At 45.7% G+C, this 18,016-nt stretch carries 17 protein-coding genes; 3 read left to right on the top strand and 14 right to left on the bottom strand.

The genetic code is table 11. The features are described 5' to 3' along the window. Window positions 1–46: 46 nt before the first annotated feature. The 8 genes from ABD014_RS24070 to ABD014_RS24035 all read right to left on the bottom strand — a co-directional run bounded on the left by ABD014_RS24070 (window position 47) and on the right by ABD014_RS24035 (window position 8,253). A complete protein-coding gene (locus ABD014_RS24070; RefSeq protein WP_343865700.1) occupies window positions 47–994 on the bottom strand; it encodes an ABC transporter ATP-binding protein in 948 nt (315 codons plus the stop codon). Continuing rightward, window positions 987–1,985: an ABC transporter ATP-binding protein gene (locus ABD014_RS24065; protein WP_251412521.1), complete on the bottom strand. Its 999-nt coding sequence runs from the start codon at window positions 1,983–1,985 to the stop codon at window positions 987–989. The genes ABD014_RS24070 and ABD014_RS24065 overlap by 8 nt, the downstream gene beginning before the upstream one ends. Window positions 1,986–1,996: 11 nt before the next feature. After that, window positions 1,997–2,923: an ABC transporter permease gene (locus ABD014_RS24060; protein WP_343865922.1), complete on the bottom strand. Its 927-nt coding sequence runs from the start codon at window positions 2,921–2,923 to the stop codon at window positions 1,997–1,999. Window positions 2,924–2,953: 30 nt separating this feature from the next. After that, window positions 2,954–3,886: an ABC transporter permease gene (locus ABD014_RS24055; RefSeq protein WP_343865698.1), complete on the bottom strand. Its 933-nt coding sequence runs from the start codon at window positions 3,884–3,886 to the stop codon at window positions 2,954–2,956. 209 nt (window positions 3,887–4,095) lie between these two features. Next, a complete protein-coding gene (locus tag ABD014_RS24050; RefSeq protein WP_343865696.1) occupies window positions 4,096–5,793 on the bottom strand; it encodes a peptide ABC transporter substrate-binding protein in 1,698 nt (565 codons plus the stop codon). 233 nt (window positions 5,794–6,026) lie between these two features. Next, window positions 6,027–6,410, bottom strand: a complete 384-nt coding sequence (locus ABD014_RS24045) for a DUF3397 domain-containing protein (protein ID WP_343865694.1) — start codon at window positions 6,408–6,410, stop codon at window positions 6,027–6,029. A 55-nt stretch (window positions 6,411–6,465) separates the two neighbouring features. Further along, window positions 6,466–7,464 carry a ketopantoate reductase family protein gene (locus tag ABD014_RS24040; protein ID WP_343865692.1) on the bottom strand — a complete coding sequence of 333 codons (999 nt, stop codon included), beginning with the start codon at window positions 7,462–7,464 and terminating at the stop codon, window positions 6,466–6,468. Window positions 7,465–7,599: 135 nt separating this feature from the next. Next, complete coding sequence (locus ABD014_RS24035; protein WP_251412532.1) at window positions 7,600–8,253, bottom strand: RsfA family transcriptional regulator; 654 nt, start codon at window positions 8,251–8,253, stop codon at window positions 7,600–7,602. A gap of 344 nt (window positions 8,254–8,597) precedes the next feature. Here ABD014_RS24035 and ABD014_RS24030 point away from each other — a divergent pair, with 344 nt between their 5' ends. Both ABD014_RS24030 and ABD014_RS24025 read left to right on the top strand, forming a co-directional pair. Further along, window positions 8,598–8,834: a DUF2626 family protein gene (locus tag ABD014_RS24030; protein ID WP_068782066.1), complete on the top strand. Its 237-nt coding sequence runs from the start codon at window positions 8,598–8,600 to the stop codon at window positions 8,832–8,834. Window positions 8,835–9,060: 226 nt separating this feature from the next. After that, window positions 9,061–10,167, top strand: a complete 1,107-nt coding sequence (locus ABD014_RS24025; RefSeq protein ID WP_343865687.1) for a coiled-coil domain-containing protein — start codon at window positions 9,061–9,063, stop codon at window positions 10,165–10,167. A gap of 18 nt (window positions 10,168–10,185) precedes the next feature. Here the strand turns inward: ABD014_RS24025 and ABD014_RS24020 are convergent, their stop codons facing one another. Beyond that, on the bottom strand, window positions 10,186–11,451 hold the full coding sequence (locus ABD014_RS24020) for an ABC transporter substrate-binding protein (RefSeq protein WP_343865685.1): 1,266 nt from the start codon (window positions 11,449–11,451) through the stop codon (window positions 10,186–10,188). A 188-nt stretch (window positions 11,452–11,639) separates the two neighbouring features. After that, window positions 11,640–12,971, bottom strand: a complete 1,332-nt coding sequence (locus tag ABD014_RS24015) for a PhoH family protein (protein ID WP_343865683.1) — start codon at window positions 12,969–12,971, stop codon at window positions 11,640–11,642. A 320-nt stretch (window positions 12,972–13,291) separates the two neighbouring features. Between ABD014_RS24015 and ABD014_RS24010 the strand changes: the two genes are divergently transcribed. Beyond that, a complete protein-coding gene (locus ABD014_RS24010; RefSeq protein WP_343865681.1) occupies window positions 13,292–13,957 on the top strand; it encodes a YhcN/YlaJ family sporulation lipoprotein in 666 nt (221 codons plus the stop codon). Between the two features lie 40 nt (window positions 13,958–13,997). Here ABD014_RS24010 and ABD014_RS24005 read toward each other — a convergent pair whose 3' ends face one another. From ABD014_RS24005 to typA, 4 genes are all read right to left on the bottom strand, one after another. Next, the gene (locus tag ABD014_RS24005) at window positions 13,998–14,450 is read right to left on the bottom strand and encodes a pyridoxamine 5'-phosphate oxidase family protein (RefSeq protein WP_343865679.1); all 453 of its coding nucleotides are present in this window, start codon (window positions 14,448–14,450) and stop codon (window positions 13,998–14,000) included. Window positions 14,451–14,590: 140 nt separating this feature from the next. Beyond that, complete coding sequence (locus ABD014_RS24000) at window positions 14,591–15,664, bottom strand: LCP family protein (protein ID WP_343865677.1); 1,074 nt, start codon at window positions 15,662–15,664, stop codon at window positions 14,591–14,593. Between the two features lie 98 nt (window positions 15,665–15,762). Continuing rightward, entirely contained in the window at window positions 15,763–16,071 is a 309-nt protein-coding gene (locus ABD014_RS23995) for a YlaH-like family protein (RefSeq protein WP_343865675.1), read from the bottom strand. A gap of 44 nt (window positions 16,072–16,115) precedes the next feature. Next, window positions 16,116–17,957 carry a translational GTPase TypA gene (typA, locus tag ABD014_RS23990; protein ID WP_343865673.1) on the bottom strand — a complete coding sequence of 614 codons (1,842 nt, stop codon included), beginning with the start codon at window positions 17,955–17,957 and terminating at the stop codon, window positions 16,116–16,118. Window positions 17,958–18,016 lie beyond the last annotated feature (59 nt).

Raw genomic sequence — 18,016 nt, 5'->3', positions numbered from 1 at the left:
CAAAATAGCAGGTGAGAGTTTCATTCAATTCATGATTGCTCTTCGATTAGCCCTTGTTAGGCATGGAAACGAAATGTCCTTTCGAAACTTCCACAAGCTCGGAGTTCTCCAGATCATACATTCCACCACCGGCAGAAGCACCATTAGCAGATTGAATCGGGCCATTATCGCCGTCTTCATGGATAATCCGTTTCTTATTCGCTTCAACCTCAGGATCCGGAATCGGAATAGCCGATAAGAGCATCTTCGTATAAGGATGGAGCGGATTGGCATACAATTCTTCACTTTCTGCCAACTCTACAATCCGGCCAAGATACATAACGGCAACACGATCACTAATATGCTTAACCATAGATAAGTCATGGGCAATGAACAGATAAGTGAGTCCGAGACGATTCTGTAGATCTTCCAGCAGGTTAACGACCTGAGCCTGGATCGATACGTCAAGCGCTGAGATCGGCTCGTCACAAATAATAAACTTTGGATTTACAGCAAGCGCACGGGCAATCCCGATCCGCTGACGCTGACCACCGGAGAACTCATGCGGATAACGGGTAGCATGGTCTGGGTTAAGCCCAACCATATCGAGCAATTCCTCAACCCGTTTCTTACGTTCTTGACGCGATCCAGCCATATTATGAATATCGAGTGCCTCACCGATAATGTCCGTAACTGTAAAGCGTGGGTTCAACGATGCATACGGATCTTGGAAGATCATCTGCATATCGCGGCGCATTGCTTTCATTTTACCTGGAGAAAGTGTATTGATATCAACACCGTTGAATTTCACACTCCCCCCCGTCGGTTCATACAGACGCAAAATTGTACGTCCCGCTGTGGATTTACCACAGCCCGATTCACCAACGAGCCCAAGGGTTTCCCCCTCAGCAATAGAGAAACTGATATCGTTAACGGCTTTGAGAACATTTCCTCCGCCGACATGGAAGTACTTCTTAAGTCCTTCTACTTCAATCAGGGTTTTGCCCTTACTCATTCGAATGCACCTCCTTGGCCATTGGATGTAGATCCCAGCACCGTGCATGGTGTGTATCACTAAATACAGTTGATTCCGGATCGATACGCTGACAGATCTTCATTGCCTTGTCGCAGCGTGCGGCGAAAGGACAACCTATTGGAGGCTTAATCAAATCCGGCGGCGTGCCGACAATTGGAATAAGCGGCTCGCCTTTCTTCTGATCAAGACGCGGCATCGATCTGAGCAAGCCTTTGGTATAAGGATGCTGTGGGTTTTTGAAAATCTCCCATTTCGTTCCCGTCTCTACTACTTCACCAGCATACATTACGATAACGCGATCGCACATTCCGGCAACGACACCAAGATCGTGCGTAATCAGAATGATCGATGTGCCAAGATGCTGCTGCATTTCCTTCATAACATCCATAATCTGTGCCTGAATGGTAACGTCAAGCGCTGTAGTCGGTTCGTCGGCAATCAGCAGTGACGGACGGCAAGCCAGGGCGATGGCAATCATCGCACGTTGGCGCATACCGCCGGAAAATTCATGAGGATATTGATTAAAACGGGCTTCGGCATTTTTAATGCCGACCAGCTTGAGCATTTCTACCGCTTGCTTCTTCGCCTCACCCGCTGACATTTTCTGATGTTTAATGAGTACTTCAGTAATTTGCTTACCTATGCGAATCGTAGGATTCAAGGAGGTCATCGGGTCTTGGAATATCATGCCAATATCTTTACCGCGAATAGCTTCCATTTGCTTATTACTTTTCTTCAATATATCTTGTCCCTGGAACAAGATTTCACCTTGCTTAATAATTGACGGAGGGGACGGAATCAGGCGCATGATCGTTTGGGCCGTTACGCTCTTACCACTTCCGGATTCACCGACAATCGCAACCGTTTCCCCTTTACCCACTTCAAAGTTCATACCGCGAACAGCTTTTACTTCGCCGCCCTTAACTGAGAAGGAGACATGCAAATCTTTGACTTGTAAAATCGGCTCCATCATTCCACCTCCTAGTTTTTCAGATTTGGATCCAGCGCATCGCGAAGTCCATCGCCAAGAATGTTAAACGACAGCATGATCAAGCTGATCAGAACCGCCGGGAACAGCATGCGCCAAGGATAATACAACCAACCGGTCAATGCGTCGTTGATCATCGAACCAAGCGATGCAACCGGCGCTTGAACACCGAGGCCGAGGAAGCTCAAGAAAGCTTCTGCAAAGATCGCATTCGGTACAGATAGAGTAACCGTAACGATGATTGGGCCGAGTGCATTCGGCAATAAGTGACGGAACAACAAGCGTCCCGATCCTGCACCCATCGAACGGGATGCGAGTACGAATTCACGATTTTTAAGCTGCATAATCTCGCCACGAACAATCCATGACATATTAATCCAGCCGGTAATCGTCAATGCGATGATAATTGTGACCAGACTTGGCTCCATAACAACCAGCAGCAGGATCGTTACGAGCAAGTAAGGGATAGCGTACAGAATTTCAGAGAACTTATTCATTATCGTGTCTACACGTCCGCCGAAGAAGCCCATGATCCCGCCGTATACAACACCAATACAGAGGTCAATCAGAGCAGCAATTAAACCTACAGTCAATGAGATACGCGCTCCGTACCATGTACGAACGAACATGTCCCGACCGAAATCGTCAGTACCGAACCAGTGTTCTGCGTTCGGTTTCAAATTCGTATTTAACAGATCATTTGAATAGTAGTTAAATTTAGACATCCATGGACCGATAATAGACATAATCGCGACGGCAATAAGAATAAACAACGCCGTCATAGCCAATTTATTTGAAAGCAGTCTCAGCCAAGCGTCCTTCAACGCGGATATGCTCTCCCGCTGAATGACTTCGGCCTGCTTCTCATCAGAACCAATTCTTGCAAAATCATTTGCAGTCAGGTCTGCCGGTGCCGGCATCACTTTGATTTGTTCATTAGCATCCAATGACTAGCCCTCCTTCCCAGCACTAAGCTTGATTCGCGGATCGATAAGTCCGTAAGCAATATCAGTAATCAACCGAGCAATCATCAATAATGCTCCATAGAAGATCGTAATCCCCATGATCATCGGATAGTCGCGAACTGTAATCGCTTGTACGAATTGTTTACCGATACCACCAATACCGAAGATCTGCTCGATAACTACCGAACCAGTAACGATATTCGCGGTCATTGGCCCCATGTAAGTAACAACCGGCATAATCCCGTTGCGAACCACATGGCGGAACAAAATAGCAAACCAACTTAAGCCTTTAGCCTTCGCTGTCTTGATGTAGTCCGCATGCAGGACTTCCAGCATACTCGACCTCGTCAGACGGGCTATAAAAGCTATAGGCTGCGCTGAAAGTGCCGCTACAGGTAGAACATAGTACATTGGTCCTTTGAATCCCATCGTAGGGAGCCAATGCAATTTGGAAGCGAACACAAATTGTAACAATGATGCGAGTACGAAGCTTGGAACCGCGATTCCTAGGACCGCTAATACCATCGTCACATTATCAATAACTTTCCGGTGATAGAGAGCTGCTAGAAGTCCGAGCACCACCCCGATAATGACGGAAACAACGATTGCGACAAGCCCCAGCTTAAGTGAAGCGGAGAAGGTTTGTCCAATGATATCCGATACCTCTTGGTTAATCTTCTTCATTGAAATCCCCAAATCACCTTGAACGATATCTCCGAGATACTTAATGTACTGCTGGAAAACGGGTTTGTCCAAACCATATTGTTCCATGAGACGCTGTCTGATCTCCTCTGGAACTTTCTTTTCCGACATGAAAGGATCACCCGGTATTGCTTTCATAAGAAAGAAGGTGGCGGAGATTAAGATGAACAGCGAAACCAATGTGTAGAATAGTTTGTTAGCAATGTAGCGCACCATACCCGTTAACACCTCCTCTTATAATTTTCGACAAAAAAAGATATAAATCGATTTTAGGGCAAACCTTTTCATTTGTCTATTCGATAAATTTGCATATGACCACAGAACTTGGAAGAAAGTTGCAAAAAAAAGGGGATATATATGGAATACCACATATATATCCCAAACTTGCTATTTAATTATCGTCATTTGTGTATTTTTTCCGACAACTACTCAGTCAGATAAGCGCGAGTAAAGTCAACAGCACCGCTGAAGTCAACAACTACGCCTTTAAGATTTGGTTTTACAAGCGAAACGTTAGTGTAATAGTAGATTGGCATATATGCCATATCATCTTTAATGAAGATTTCCTCTGCTTTTGCGAAGTACTCGTCACGCTTCTTCAAGTCCGATTCCGACTTAGCCTTCTTAAGCAGCTCGTCATACTCAGGGTTGGAGTAGCCCAAATCGTTGTTGCCAGCGCCGGTCATCCACAGATCCATAAATGTCATCGGATCGTTGAAATCAGCAGACCAGCCGCTACGAGCGATTTGATAGTCGAGACTTTGACGGTTCTTAAGGAATACGCTCCACTCTTGGTTTTGAATCTTAACGTCTACGCCAAGATTCTTCTTCCACATGTCAGCTACAGCAGTAGCAATTTTCTTGTGTCCTTCACCGTTGTTGTGGATTAAAGTGATATCAGGCAGCTTAGTATAGCCTTCTTCCTTCATTCCTTCTTCCAACAACTTCTTAGCTTCATCAACGTTCTCTTGGAAGTACTCTTTGTCACTATGTTCGGAACGGAATTCACCTTCAGCCCCAGCAATACCTTCCGGTACAGCACCGTATGCAGGGATTTGTCCGCCCATTGTAATTTTGTCTACGATCGCTTGACGGTCGATAGCCATCGAGAATGCTTTACGAATCTTAGCGTTCTGGAACGGTTCTGCTTTGGAGTTAAATTGATAGTAGTATGTACCAGCAATACCTTTTACTTTATATTCATCAGGCAATTCCTTTTGAACGATCGGAATTTGGTCGGAAGGGATTTCACCGTTTGGTCCACCCGCACGATCAAGCTCGCCGTTACGGTAGGATTCGAGTTCAGTTGCGCCACTCTCTACCAAAGATATATTGATTTTGTTCAATTTAATATTGTCTTTATCCGAATACTGCTCATTCTTTGTTAATTCAATCGTTTGACCGGTTATCCAAGAAGTCAGGTTGAACGGTCCGTTAACGATCATTTTGTTAGGGTCTGTAGCCCATTTCGGGTCATCCTTAACGGATTGATGAACCGGGTAGAACGTATAGAATGAAGTCAAACCAAGGAAATATGGAGTCGGGTCCTTCAACTCAACTTCCAGAGTATAGTCGTCAGTAGCCTTCACGCCAACTTCACCGAAATCCTTGATTGTACCATTATTGAATTCTTCAGCATTCTTGATATAGTACAATTGGTATGCATAAGGCGGAGCTGGTTGTGTATTAGGGTTAAGCACGCGCTCCCAAGCAAATACAAAATCTTTTGCTGTTACAGGATCGCCATTGCTCCATTTAGCATCTTTACGAAGATGGAAAGTATATTTAGTTCCGTCAACTTCCCAAGACTCAGCAGCACCTGGTGCTTCTTTGTCGTCAGCGTCCATGCGCACAAGACCTTCATACATCATCTTGAGCACAGTGTTCGCTTGGCTGTCTTGTGCTTGAGCCGGGTCAAAGGTTGGCGGTTCTGCGCTCATGTTGATTCTGAGCGTTTGATCTTTTGCCAACTTAACGTCACCTTCATTTGCAGCATTGTTTGCTGCATTGTTGCCGCCGTTTGAAGCACCGTTCTTGCTCTCGTTCGATCCGCAAGCAGATAGTAGCGTACCGACCGCAAGAACGAGTGTCAAAAGAAGCAATAAACTTTTACTCTTCTTCATCCTTGCTGTGTCCCCCTTAAGTATGTTTGTGGTATATGTTTTAAGATTATACAACCAGCGGTCAAAAAAATCCAACATAAATTTTCTGAAATAGAACACTAGTTAATAAAAATGAAATATTTTATTAACAAAATGGTCATATATACACTATTGACATTTTGACCCCATTAGGCTAGTTATTCGCGGTATTTTTTTCAATATGTAGTGCCTGTTCTCTTCTCATTTAGCTTGAACTAGATGGCAGAAATATATGTAAAAAAGCTAATAAGAAACAATATAATGTAGACGATCCCTGCTCCGGCGAAAGCGAGGCGCCATACGGCGCGCAGCATTCTGTTCACATCGACCTTCCCCTTCAATCTGTTCTGGGCTCCGCCGATCAAACCCACGACAATCAAGAGGATAAGCAGTATTAAATAGAAGCCGAATTGGGAATGAAATACATTATTGAACAGGATAGAGACAGACAATATAAGGAAAAACGTTGTCACATCCATGGCCAGGAGCAATGAAGCTCTTTTCTCTTTTTTCAAGAAAATACTAATCAAGTAGACCAGGAAAAATGGAATAATAGGCAATATCGTAAATATAAAAACCGGTCCTAATAGTACATTCAAGGCAAACCCTCCTCATAAACCGTAATTTTCAGACCTAAAACAAAATTTTATGTCCTCAGTCGCCTGTGGCTTCTAATCCTCTTACCAAAAGCCACACCATTTCATGTCCTGGAGCAGGTATACTGGCAGCCTGAGCCATCTTCACTAGCCGCCCATTTATGGAATCAATCTCGGTCGGCGCTCCCTTAAGCACATCGCTTAACATGGATGAGGTATTCCCGGCTGTCGAGCGGCAGACAGATTCAATCTGTTCATACATATTAGAAGGAATAGGGATTTGATGCGCTGCATAGATTCGCATTCCTTCCTCACATAACTGCCGAAGCATCACTACGCGTGATTCCGTATCCAGCAGCTCTCCGTTCGGTATTCGCCAGATGGCGGTTAACGGGTTAATCACCGCATTTATAAGCAGTTTCCTATAAATTTCCCTATCGATGTCTTTCGACAAAAAGGCTTCAAATCCTGCCGATTCAAGCATTTTAACCAAATCTTCTTCCCTGATCTGCTCCTTCCTCTCATCTAAAGAATCACCATTATATAGAAGAAATTCGCTGGGCTGCGGGATACCAATCTGTGTGGTTCCGGCGCCCGAACGGATGACAGAACGGGCGTCGCTGCGCTTTGCTCCTTCTGTCGTTATAGCCACGTAGATATTCTTATCCTTGAAGGCGCTTCGGAACATCTCAATATGACCAATCCCGTTCTGGAAGCAGACGATTCCCGTATTAGGGCCGGCAATCCGTCCAACGAATTCAAGCAAGTCATGGTCCACACTGCCCTGCTTGGTCGTAATGAATATCCAATCAGGCCTTTCTTCTTCACGGATATTCAACGAACCTCGGACTATATCATCTACCGGATGAGCCAAAATCATAGATGGAGCAATGCTCACAAGACCGGATTGCGGTTCCTCAACTTGAATTCCTTCTCCTGCCAACAATCGCGCCTGTTCCATTGTCCTCGTCCAGAAGTGAACCCGCACTCCCCGTGCGGCTAGCTTGCCGCCAAATAACAGTCCAAGAGCCCCCGCTCCAATGATGTCTACCTTCATCCGTTATCCTTCCTTCCTAATCATCTACTATTTTTATACCAGACCTGCCCCTATAAACACAAAGCACAATCAACTTCACAAAAAGAAAATCCCGCCGCTATTGCGACGGGACCCTCGTTAATTCTATAGATTCTGCTATTCAATTCGTTCTAAATTGCCGTTAGCATCCATCTTGAATCTTGTCTTACTCTCGTCTTCCTCTTCATTAAGAAAGGCAAGTCGTCTGGCCCGGTCCATAATTTGAATCAAAGCTTTATAGTCGTCATTCACGACTCGGTAATCACTCTGGACCTCATTCACCTGCGCGAACAAGCGTTTATTCTCCTCGCGCAAATTATGCAGCTCCTCATCCTTCATACGTAGTTCTTTTTCCAGCATCTTCACGTGACGATTGCTGTCTTGAACCGTATTCTTCCACCCGCGCAAGAAGCGAATGACTGCATCAATCGAAATTGTCTCTTCGGTAACTCCGTCATTTTTGTAGATTCCCTCATCCAGTTCAACCGAGGTCAATGAAGCTACAGCCGGGCTTCCAGCAAGCGATCCCTGTTTCTTCATATAGTTTCTTTTTTGCCGTTGTGCTTTTGCAATTCCTATCGCTGCCTCATATCTCTTACGCACACAACTGTTCCACCGGAAACCGCAAGCAGCCGCGGTTCTACCGATCTTCTCCCCTACTTCTTCAAAGGCAGTTAGTTGGGTACTGCCCTCACGAATATGGCGCAAAGTCACTTCAGCCAGAATCAAATCATCTTCCGCACTCCACGCATCTTGTCTCACTGCTGTCATGCAATATAAACCTCCTAACGACATCCTAAATATACCGTCTCCAGCCTATACCCCGGCAGGCGAATGGGTGAAATAACTTCTTACTCCATTTCTATGCCTCTCATAGAGTTCATAGAATCTATTTGGTATTAAAATGTATTTCCATTTTCAACCTTGTCCATACATATCTTTGCAAAATACAAACAAGTAACGGCGCCGATTATATGGTCCGCAATAATAAAAATCACACTTTGCCAACAATCTGATTCTTTTTAGTGACTTTCCGTTTACACTTGATGAGGTTGCGGGTATAATAAATTGTAGAATTTGGATGAAGCGTATACATAGGAAAGGGGGATTCACGCTTGGCACGCATGTTCCGCGTCCTCGGCTTTTTCACACTCTCCATCGGACTTATGGCTTTTGCCGGGAACCTCATTGAAATGGCTTTGCTATTTTTTATGCAGACGGCTTTCTTCATGCTGTTTGGCTACTTGAAATTCACAGAGAAGACTTATATTTTGTTGTTCTGGGGATATATGATTGTGGCCTTCACAGGATTCAGTTATTGGACGGTTTTCCAAATGGGGCTGCCATTATAGTTCCGGCTTGCTTCTTCATTACAACAAAGAAGACGATTCGATTTTATCGGATCGTCTTCTTTGTTATTCATATAATATAATCTATGCCGATTCACTTCCTAATTTGCTTCATAATCATAAGCTGACTTTTTGAACAACCTCATATATTTGCGGTGCTTGTATCATATACATCCTAGGTATAGGGGTGTTGCCCTCATAACATGATTCAGCGAAGGAGGGGGACGCATTGAATCTGAAGAATCGCTGGCACAGAGCCATTGCTTCGCTATGTATCTCGATCACTCTTGCAACCATTCCTCTGCTGCAGGGCGCTGCCTATGCCGCTCCCATCTCAGAGGAAGACCTGAAGATTATGGAACAAAGCCTATCCATCGTGGAGATTGATCGGGATATCAGTAAAGTCATGCTTCAGCAGCAAGATACCGAACGAGACGCAGTCAAGTTGACGAAACAAATCGCCGATAAGAGCAGCCAAATCGAAAGCAGCCGGGAACGTGCCGGCAAAGTGATCGCCGCCTACTATATGGGAGAGCGAGAGACTCTGCTCACCGCGCTACTATCTGTTAACAGCCTAAGCGATTTTTTCACGGTATGGGATTACTATCAGCTAATTTCAGAACGGAACCAGGACATCCTTAATACATATCAGCAAGAATACATCGCTCTTAGACAAGCAAGAGAAGATCTGGACCAAACTAGTCGGGAACTGGAGCAAATAAAACAGCGGTTGCTGCAACAACGAGAACGATTGGTTGCACTTCAGCAAAGTGTGGAAAGTTCTATAAGCTCCAGCGCTGATCCCGAAAAGCTGCGGCAAATGATCCAGGAATTAACAAGCTATTGGCAGAACGTCGGATTACATGAAGTAAGGCGTTATTTCAAGGCCCTGTCACAGGCGATGGCTAATTTCTCTGATTATTTGAAAGATTACGGGGACAGCCTCACTTCAATTAGAGGAGGTTATATACTAACCATTCGAGAGAAAGAGCTTAATCAATTCCTTAGAAATAAAAATAAGCTGCTTGGCGATATGACGTTCCGGTTCACGGAGGAACGCATGATCGTACAAGGCAGCAAAGAAGGTCTCGAATTATCAATAGAAGGACATTACACGATAGAAAATCAACCGCAAAACGCTCTGATTTTTCATATTGATAAACTTGTATTTAACGGGTTAGAACTGCCGGATACTACAAGAAATGAGTTGGAAGATGCATTCGATCTTGGCTTTTATCCGCAGCAGCTCGTTCCCTTTATTGAAGCGACAGAAGCCTCAATCAGTGAGAACGAGCTTATTATTACTTTGAAACTATCGTTAAAATCACGCAATTAGGCGCAATTATCCCTGATCTTAGGGATTCAGCTCATCCAATTGCTTCCCATACTGTTTGGCAGGGATATCGCCATGGAGGAAAGACCATGAGTTCTCCTGCAATTGCTGCATCAGTTCAGGAAGCTTGGCCGTTACTGGCTGAGTGATTCCCTGTCCCTTCACAAATGAAGCTGTTATCCAATCCGGCAGTCCGGATCTCATCGTCTGATAGTACAAGGTTTTGATCGCAGGCAAATGACCTGTCTTCTCATGCCATTGACGCTGCTGGATTTGCGTAGTCATTGCAGAAATCCATAGTCCTGCTGTATCCCGATTCGTAGACCTGGCTGTTACCACGAAACTCCTGCCGGCGATCCACATTTTGTTGCCTGATTCCGAAGGCTCTGGAAAAAAGACTTTTTTTCCTCGATAAGGATGCTTCATCGCTTCTGTGGAAGGAATAAGCATGATCAATGCATCTTGGCGATTACCGCCAATCCACTGATCGTTGCTCTCATCATTACCGATATTTATCATATAAGGCTGGAGCTGCTCCAAGAGTGGAACTGCTTCAGTCAGGCCCTTCTTATTAAAAATAGATTCGGCCGCCTCCTGCTTGCCTTGACCTTTGGCACCTAGTTGCCATAACAATGACATGACCGCATAAGGATCGTTATAATCTAGCCCCAGAAAATTAGCCGGAGAATTAAATTCATTCCAGGCTTCAATCAACGTATGCCATTCCTCCGATGTCGAAGGGAAGGCATGACCGATTTCTTTTAACGCCTCAGCATCATATACCCAAACATAAGGATCAGCATCAAGCGGCACGCCCCATACGTAACCGTTCCACTCATCCTGTGCCAAGGAAGCGCTTAACACTTCGCCAGTCAAAGAACCGGAATAATAGCTCTCCGTCGGTAGCAAGAATCCACCAGCCGCATATCGGCGAACCCAGACATTGTCCAGCAAGACGACGTCGGGAGATACGCCAAGCTCGAACTGCTGCTGCAAGGAGCCATAATCCTCTCCTGCAGGTACATTAACCAGTTCAACTTCGGTGGAATGCTCCTTCATAAACGCTTCGTTCATCGCCTTTAGTTCATTGAATTCCGACTCCGGTAGGCGTACAGCTACTTTGATCCGACCGTTGTCTCTAACCTTCTCCTGGCTTGGAGGTATTACCGGCTCTGTTGTTCTGTCTTGATCCTTGGGACCTACCATCGTAGACTTCTCGGTCGGTGACAAATTAATCAAGGCGAGCAGCAGGAGTGCAAAAAGTACCCAATGGTTTCTTCGCTTCATACCCGTTCTTCCCCTCCAACGTTTCAACCATCAAAACATAGGAATCCAATTCAATCAATCAACTAATCTCTATTGTATCAAACTCCCTAGTACCTTGTCCCTAAATTCTCATAATAAAAAAACACCGGAATTATCCGGTGTAAATAAATGGTTTTTTAACCTATTTTTCTTTAACAATAAGCATCCTTCTACAGTAAATCCGCCGCCAACTGGGCGAGCTTGGAGCGCTCTCCCTTCTCCAGCATGATATGTCCGCTTAAGGTTTGCGCTCTGAAGTGTTCAACTAGATAGGTGAGACCGTTGCTGGCCGAATCCAGATAAGGATGATCGATCTGTTCCGGATCGCCGACGAGGACAATTTTGCTGCCTTCTCCAACTCTTGAGACGATCGTCTTCACTTCATGCTGCGACAGATTCTGCGCTTCGTCAATAATAATGAACTGACCGGGAATGGAGCGCCCGCGGATATACGTAAGGGCCTCAACCTGGATACTTCCGAGGCCCATCAGAATTTTATCAATATCACCGGATTTCTTTGTGTTGAACAGATATTCCAAATTATCATAAATCGGCTGCATCCAGGGCCGGAGCTTCTCTTCCTTCTCCCCAGGCAAATAGCCGATATCTTTTCCCATCGGAACAACGGGACGAGCAATCAGCAACTTCTTATACTTATGCTCATCTTCCACCTTCAATAACCCCGCTGCCAGAGCTAGCAACGTCTTTCCCGTTCCTGCCTTACCTGTAATGGTGACCAGCGGAATGTCATCATTCAGCAGCAATTCGAGAGCCATTCGCTGCTGTGCGTTACGAGCACTGATTCCCCATACAGGATCATTGCTAAGATACAAAGGCTCAAGTCGGCTGGCGTCCTCATTAACTTTGAGAAGCGCTGACTTTCCCCTTCCCATCTCATCCTTCATGATAATAAACTCATGCGGATATAGAGAATAGGATAATCCCAGCGATTTTACAGGTAATGAACGGAATGTATAAAATTCATCGATGACGGAGGGGTGAACCTGTATGGACAAATAACCTGGGTACATTTCACTTGGATCCACGGCTCGGCCCGTAAGATAGTCCTCCGCAATCAAGCCGAGAACGTCGGCCTTAATTCTCACCAGCACATCCTTACTGACGATAATAACCGGGCTTGGCTCCGGTTTCTCCGCTTCTTCAAGATGATAATTCAGAGCGACCGCCAAAATGCGGTTATCATTGCTGACCTCACCGAACATCTCTTGTACTTTGGCAAAGCTCCGGTGATTCATTTCCACTTTAATGACGCCGCCATGTTCTAGCTCGACCCCATCATGTAAATGTCCTTGCTCCCGCAGGCCATCGAGCAGCCTGGATACTCCGCGTGCATTACGTCCGATCTCATCTGCATTGCGTTTCTTCGAATCGATTTCCTCCAGCACGACCGCCGGAATCACGACCACATGCTCCTCAAAGGCAAAAATGGCGTTCGGATCGTGCAGCAAAACATTCGTATCCAATACAAAGATCTTTTTCACGGATATCCCCTCCACCGCAGTCATTACAGCTTCAAATTCGCATGGTATTTCAAAACGAGTTCAAAAAGGTCGGTTTTCAACACCGAGAAGGTTGGATGAAGCTAAGGACTGAGGAGCGGAGCGTAGGCAATACCTACGTGAGCACCGGAAGGCCCGGCTGAATTCAAGATGTCGAATAAGCTCTCAGTGTTACTTCGTGATCAAAAGCGGACTTTTTGAACTACCTCTAATACATATTTTTTATTGTCCGGGAAATGTTATAGATACCAAGCTGGAATCATATCTGGCAAGAGATCATTTCCGAAAGGACGGATCAAATCATGCGAATTTGGCTGTGTTTATTATTAACGGCCTCACTGCTAACTAGCTGCCAAACAGCATCTAAAAAGGCATCACCCTCTCAACAGACTCCATCGGAAAAGACCACCCGGACACAAAATGTTAAGGGACATGGTCCTAAGGGTCTAAGCAATACAACGGGCAAGTCAACACAGAAGCAGAACACAAACGCCACTGCAACTGGCAAGAATGATCAAAGAAGTCGTCAAGCCCATTTGGAATCGCTAGCTAAGAAAGTTCCCGGTGTCAAAGGCGCCCACTGCGTCATCATGGGAAAGACGGCTGTCGTAGGTATTGATGTTGACGGGAATCTTGAGCGCGCCCGCGTCGGCGGTATCAAGTACACAGTTGCCGAAGCTCTACGTAAAGATCCACAAGGTGCCGGAGCAATCGTCACGGCCGATATGGACCTCAACCATCGCATCTCAGAAATTGGCAAGAAAATTTCTGCAGGACATCCGATCTCTGGCTTTGCAACAGAAATGGCCGATATTATCGGACGAATAGTTCCGCAAATGTCGAGCGATACCCGTCCGCGTACCAAGAGTGTTCCAACCAAGCAAGGTCACCATCGGCCTACGAAGCAAGAAAAAAGCAAAGTAAAGTCGAAAAGTCACACTTCCGGTACTACTGGCAGTAAATACTAGGTCTGTCCTAGATGAAAAAAAGCCCAGCGAATTAAATTCGCTAGGCTTTTTTCATTGCAGAAAATACTTGATTGTCCAATTTCTCCATAGCACGCTGATCGTACATTTTGCTGTAGGACGGTGCAGACGCGAGCTGAGCACCGTAGAACAGAGCGTTCCGTACAGCGTCGATCTTCATGTCGAAACAGCACATTTTGAAGGGAACCCCCTCAAGAGGGTCCTGCGCCACTTCGGCAACACCATTAATCGCGTAAATGGTCTCCGCACCAAACACAGTTACTGTAATCCTCGGATGAGTCTTCATATTGTTGACAAGCCTTGATCTGTGATCCACTGCAAAGCGGAGGGTGGAGGGATTCAATGCATAAATCCAGGAGATCGCACTTGAAGTCGGCCCTCCCGTCTCCACATCCACTGTGCTGAGCAGAACGAACATTTCGGACTGGAATGCATTGAACAATGGTTCAGATAATTGTGTAACGAGTTCGGACATTAACGCCAGCCCCCTGACATACTTAAAGTACGTGTTCAAAAAGTCCGGTTTTCAACACCGAGAAGGAAGCTGGGGACTAAGAAACCTATCCCCACTATCTATTTGTATTATACCATGACACAAAACTTGCCTTCAATCGATCACTTGCCCGACTGATTCCTTTGTCCTTCAGATTGCGGCTTCGTTCCGGCAAGCTCGTCCTTCAATGCCTGCTTCGCCTTATTCAGCTCACTGTCATTGATGTAGACATATGGACTCTTCCATTCACCAGTAACGGGAATAAATGTTACATTCTCCTTGGAAATGCTCCAATAAGCGGCAATCATATTTTTGATCTGCTCTGCTTCCAGGTCAGTCGTCATATTATCACCAATCGATTCAATCGCCTTACCTGCACCGATTACGCCATTTAAAGACTTGGTCTGGTCAATCAAGGCGTGAAGCACTTCATTCTGCCGCTGATTGCGCTCAAAATCATTCGAAGGCTTCGTCTTCGGTTTACAGTTCGATTTCCGGTAACGAACATAATCAAGAGCCTTGTCGCCGTTCAGGTGCTGGGCACCCTTCTTCAGATTGATATTGGTACCATCTGCATTATCCACATAGCACATATTGGCATCGACGGTTACATCGACTCCGCCTAGAGCATCAACCACATCGCGGAAGCCTTGGAAATTAAGCACCGTCGTGTAATCGAGCGGAAGATCCATATACTTGCCAAGCATTGTCTTCATTTCTTCCTTGGCCGATATGCCTGATTTCTTCTCGGCGGCCAGAAACTTAGGGTAGAACGCGTTAAGCTTGTTCGTCCTGTACCCCTTCATTTGGAACCTCGTATCTCGAGGTAAAGACACGATCGTAGCCGACTTTGTCTTCGGATTCATGGCAATCACCATAATGACGTCGCTGAGATGGGTTCCGGTCTCTGGACGGTAATCCGTACCCAATAACAGCATGGCGATGGGTTTGACTTTGGCGGAATTCTCCGCGGCCACTTTGCCTGAAGTCCCCGTCTTATTGATCGTATTATTAAGAGTGAGCATCAAATAACCTGCGACCCCACCCGCTCCAAGCACTGCAACAATAAGAATCGTCAATAACACCTTAAAAAGGGTCTTACCACCAGACTGCTTTTTGGGCTGCTTTGATCCTTTGGCGGAAGACCGCTTGGAACGATCATCCCGAGGTGGCAGGCCTTTGTTGTAAGAACTCATAGAATCAAAACCTTTTCATCTGGATTATTGTTGTCACATAGAGTTACGAATGAGAAGGCAATAAAGTTTCCACGTAAATCTCACACAACTAACGTATACTACTCGCTCTGCTCACCAGCTGCAGGTATAGATTTCTCTTTTTTATGGCGTCGTCCTTCGACAAAATAACGAATTCGCACCATCAGCATCAGCACGACAGCAACGAGCAGACATTGAATAATCGGCAGCTTGTCGATCTGAAAAATGAGCAGGAGGAACGAGCCGATTGCCATTAAAATATATAAAATGATCTCCTTTAGAAGCGGCAGCTTCTGCTGGCTACGAAACACCTTGTTGTATACAAAGATGATAAGCACATAAATCAAAATATACGAAATGACCGGGTTTTGCGCGAACCAAGCCTGCAAGGCCAGCCCCTCCTTCGCTTCACATCAAAATGAATATATTCCCATTATAGATTAGCTTCGGACATTTTGCGATGTTTTTCAGCTCTTTCACGTTCGCCTTTATTCAGAATCTTCTTACGAAGACGAATCGATTTCGGCGTAACTTCGCAATATTCATCATCATTTAAATATTCCAGCGCTTGCTCCAGCGAGAACAAACGTGGTGTCTTCATTTTTACAGTATCGTCCTTCGTCGCCGAGCGGACGTTCGTTAATTGCTTCTCTCTACAAATGTTGACAACGATATCGTTATCGCGGTTATGCTCACCAACGATCATACCTTCATAGATCTCCGCTCCTGGCTCAACAAACAGGATGCCACGGTCCTCGATCCCTAGAATACCGTACATTGTCGATACGCCATTCTCGCTGGATACAAGCACTCCTTCATGGCGTCCACCAACTTGGCCGCCGACGAATGGACCATAGCTGTCGTAGGCATGGTTCATCACGCCATAACCGCGGGTCAAGGTCATGAAATTCGTCGTATAACCAATCAGGCCGCGGGCCGGAATCAAGAATTCAAGACGGACTTGGCCGTTGCCACTATTGATCATGTTCACCATTTCTGCTTTACGGGAACCGAGGCTTTCCATAACTGAGCCCATGCTCTCCTCAGGAACATCAATCATGAGGCGTTCGATGGGCTCCATCTTGACGCCGTCGATGACCTTGACGATAACCTCTGGCTTCGATACTTGCAACTCATAGCCTTCTCTACGCATATTTTCGATCAGGATGCCAAGGTGAAGCTCACCACGCCCGGAGACGATAAAAGCATCAGGGCTATCCGTTTCGTCTACACGAAGCGATACATCGGTCTCCAGTTCTTTGAACAGACGCTCGCGAAGTTTACGGGAAGTAACCCACTTTCCTTCACGTCCAGCGAATGGACTATTGTTAACAAGGAAAGTCATTTGCAGCGTAGGCTCATCAATTTTGAGAACCGGAAGTGCCTCAGGCTGGTTCGGATCTGCAATCGTCTCACCGATATTGATGTCTTTAATACCGGCAATCGCTACGATATCCCCTGCTCCAGCTTCATCGATTTCCACACGACGCAAGCCTTGGAAGCCGAACAGCTTCTCGATGCGTGCCATCTTCTTGCTGCCATCGCGCATCATTACGGCTACAGATTGGCCTTGACGAATAATCCCGCGGTTCACACGGCCAATCGCAATACGTCCGAGATATTCATTATAGTCCATCAGTGTTACAAGATATTGCAAAGGTTCGTCAACTTTTTCGGTTGGGGCTGGGATATGATCAATGATCGTCTCATAAAGGGCAAGCATGTTATCATCCTGTTTCTCAGGGTCCAAACTGGATGTACCGTTAAGAGCAGATGCGTATACAACGGGGAATTCCAGCTGCTCATCTGTTGCCTCAAGCTCGATGAACAAATCCAATACCTCATCGATAACTTCGGCTGGGCGGGCTGCCGGGCGGTCAATTTTATTCACAACAACAATTGGGGTCAAATCATGCTCAAGCGCTTTGCGCAGCACGAATTTCGTCTGCGGCATACAGCCTTCATAAGCATCAACGACAAGCAGAACACCATCAACCATCTTCATGATCCGTTCTACTTCTCCGCCGAAGTCAGCATGCCCTGGTGTATCCACGATATTGATCAAATAATCCTTATACGTAATGGCTGTATTCTTAGCCAAAATCGTAATCCCGCGTTCCCGTTCAATATCATTAGAGTCCATCGCGCGTTCCTGTACTGACTCATGTTCTCTAAAAATACCGGACTGCTGCAGCAGTTTATCTACAAGCGTCGTCTTGCCATGGTCTACGTGAGCAATAATCGCAATGTTGCGAATGTTATTTCTTTCATGCATAGTTTTCTCCATATCCTTTCGTCTCTGTATCTGATTAAATTGTCCAGTCAGATCATTAT

The organism is Paenibacillus motobuensis, from assembly GCF_039521865.1.
Classification (GTDB): domain Bacteria; phylum Bacillota; class Bacilli; order Paenibacillales; family Paenibacillaceae; genus Fontibacillus; species Fontibacillus motobuensis.
Note: the sequence above shows the minus strand (reverse complement) of the source record. Positions and strands in the feature narration are given on the sequence as shown.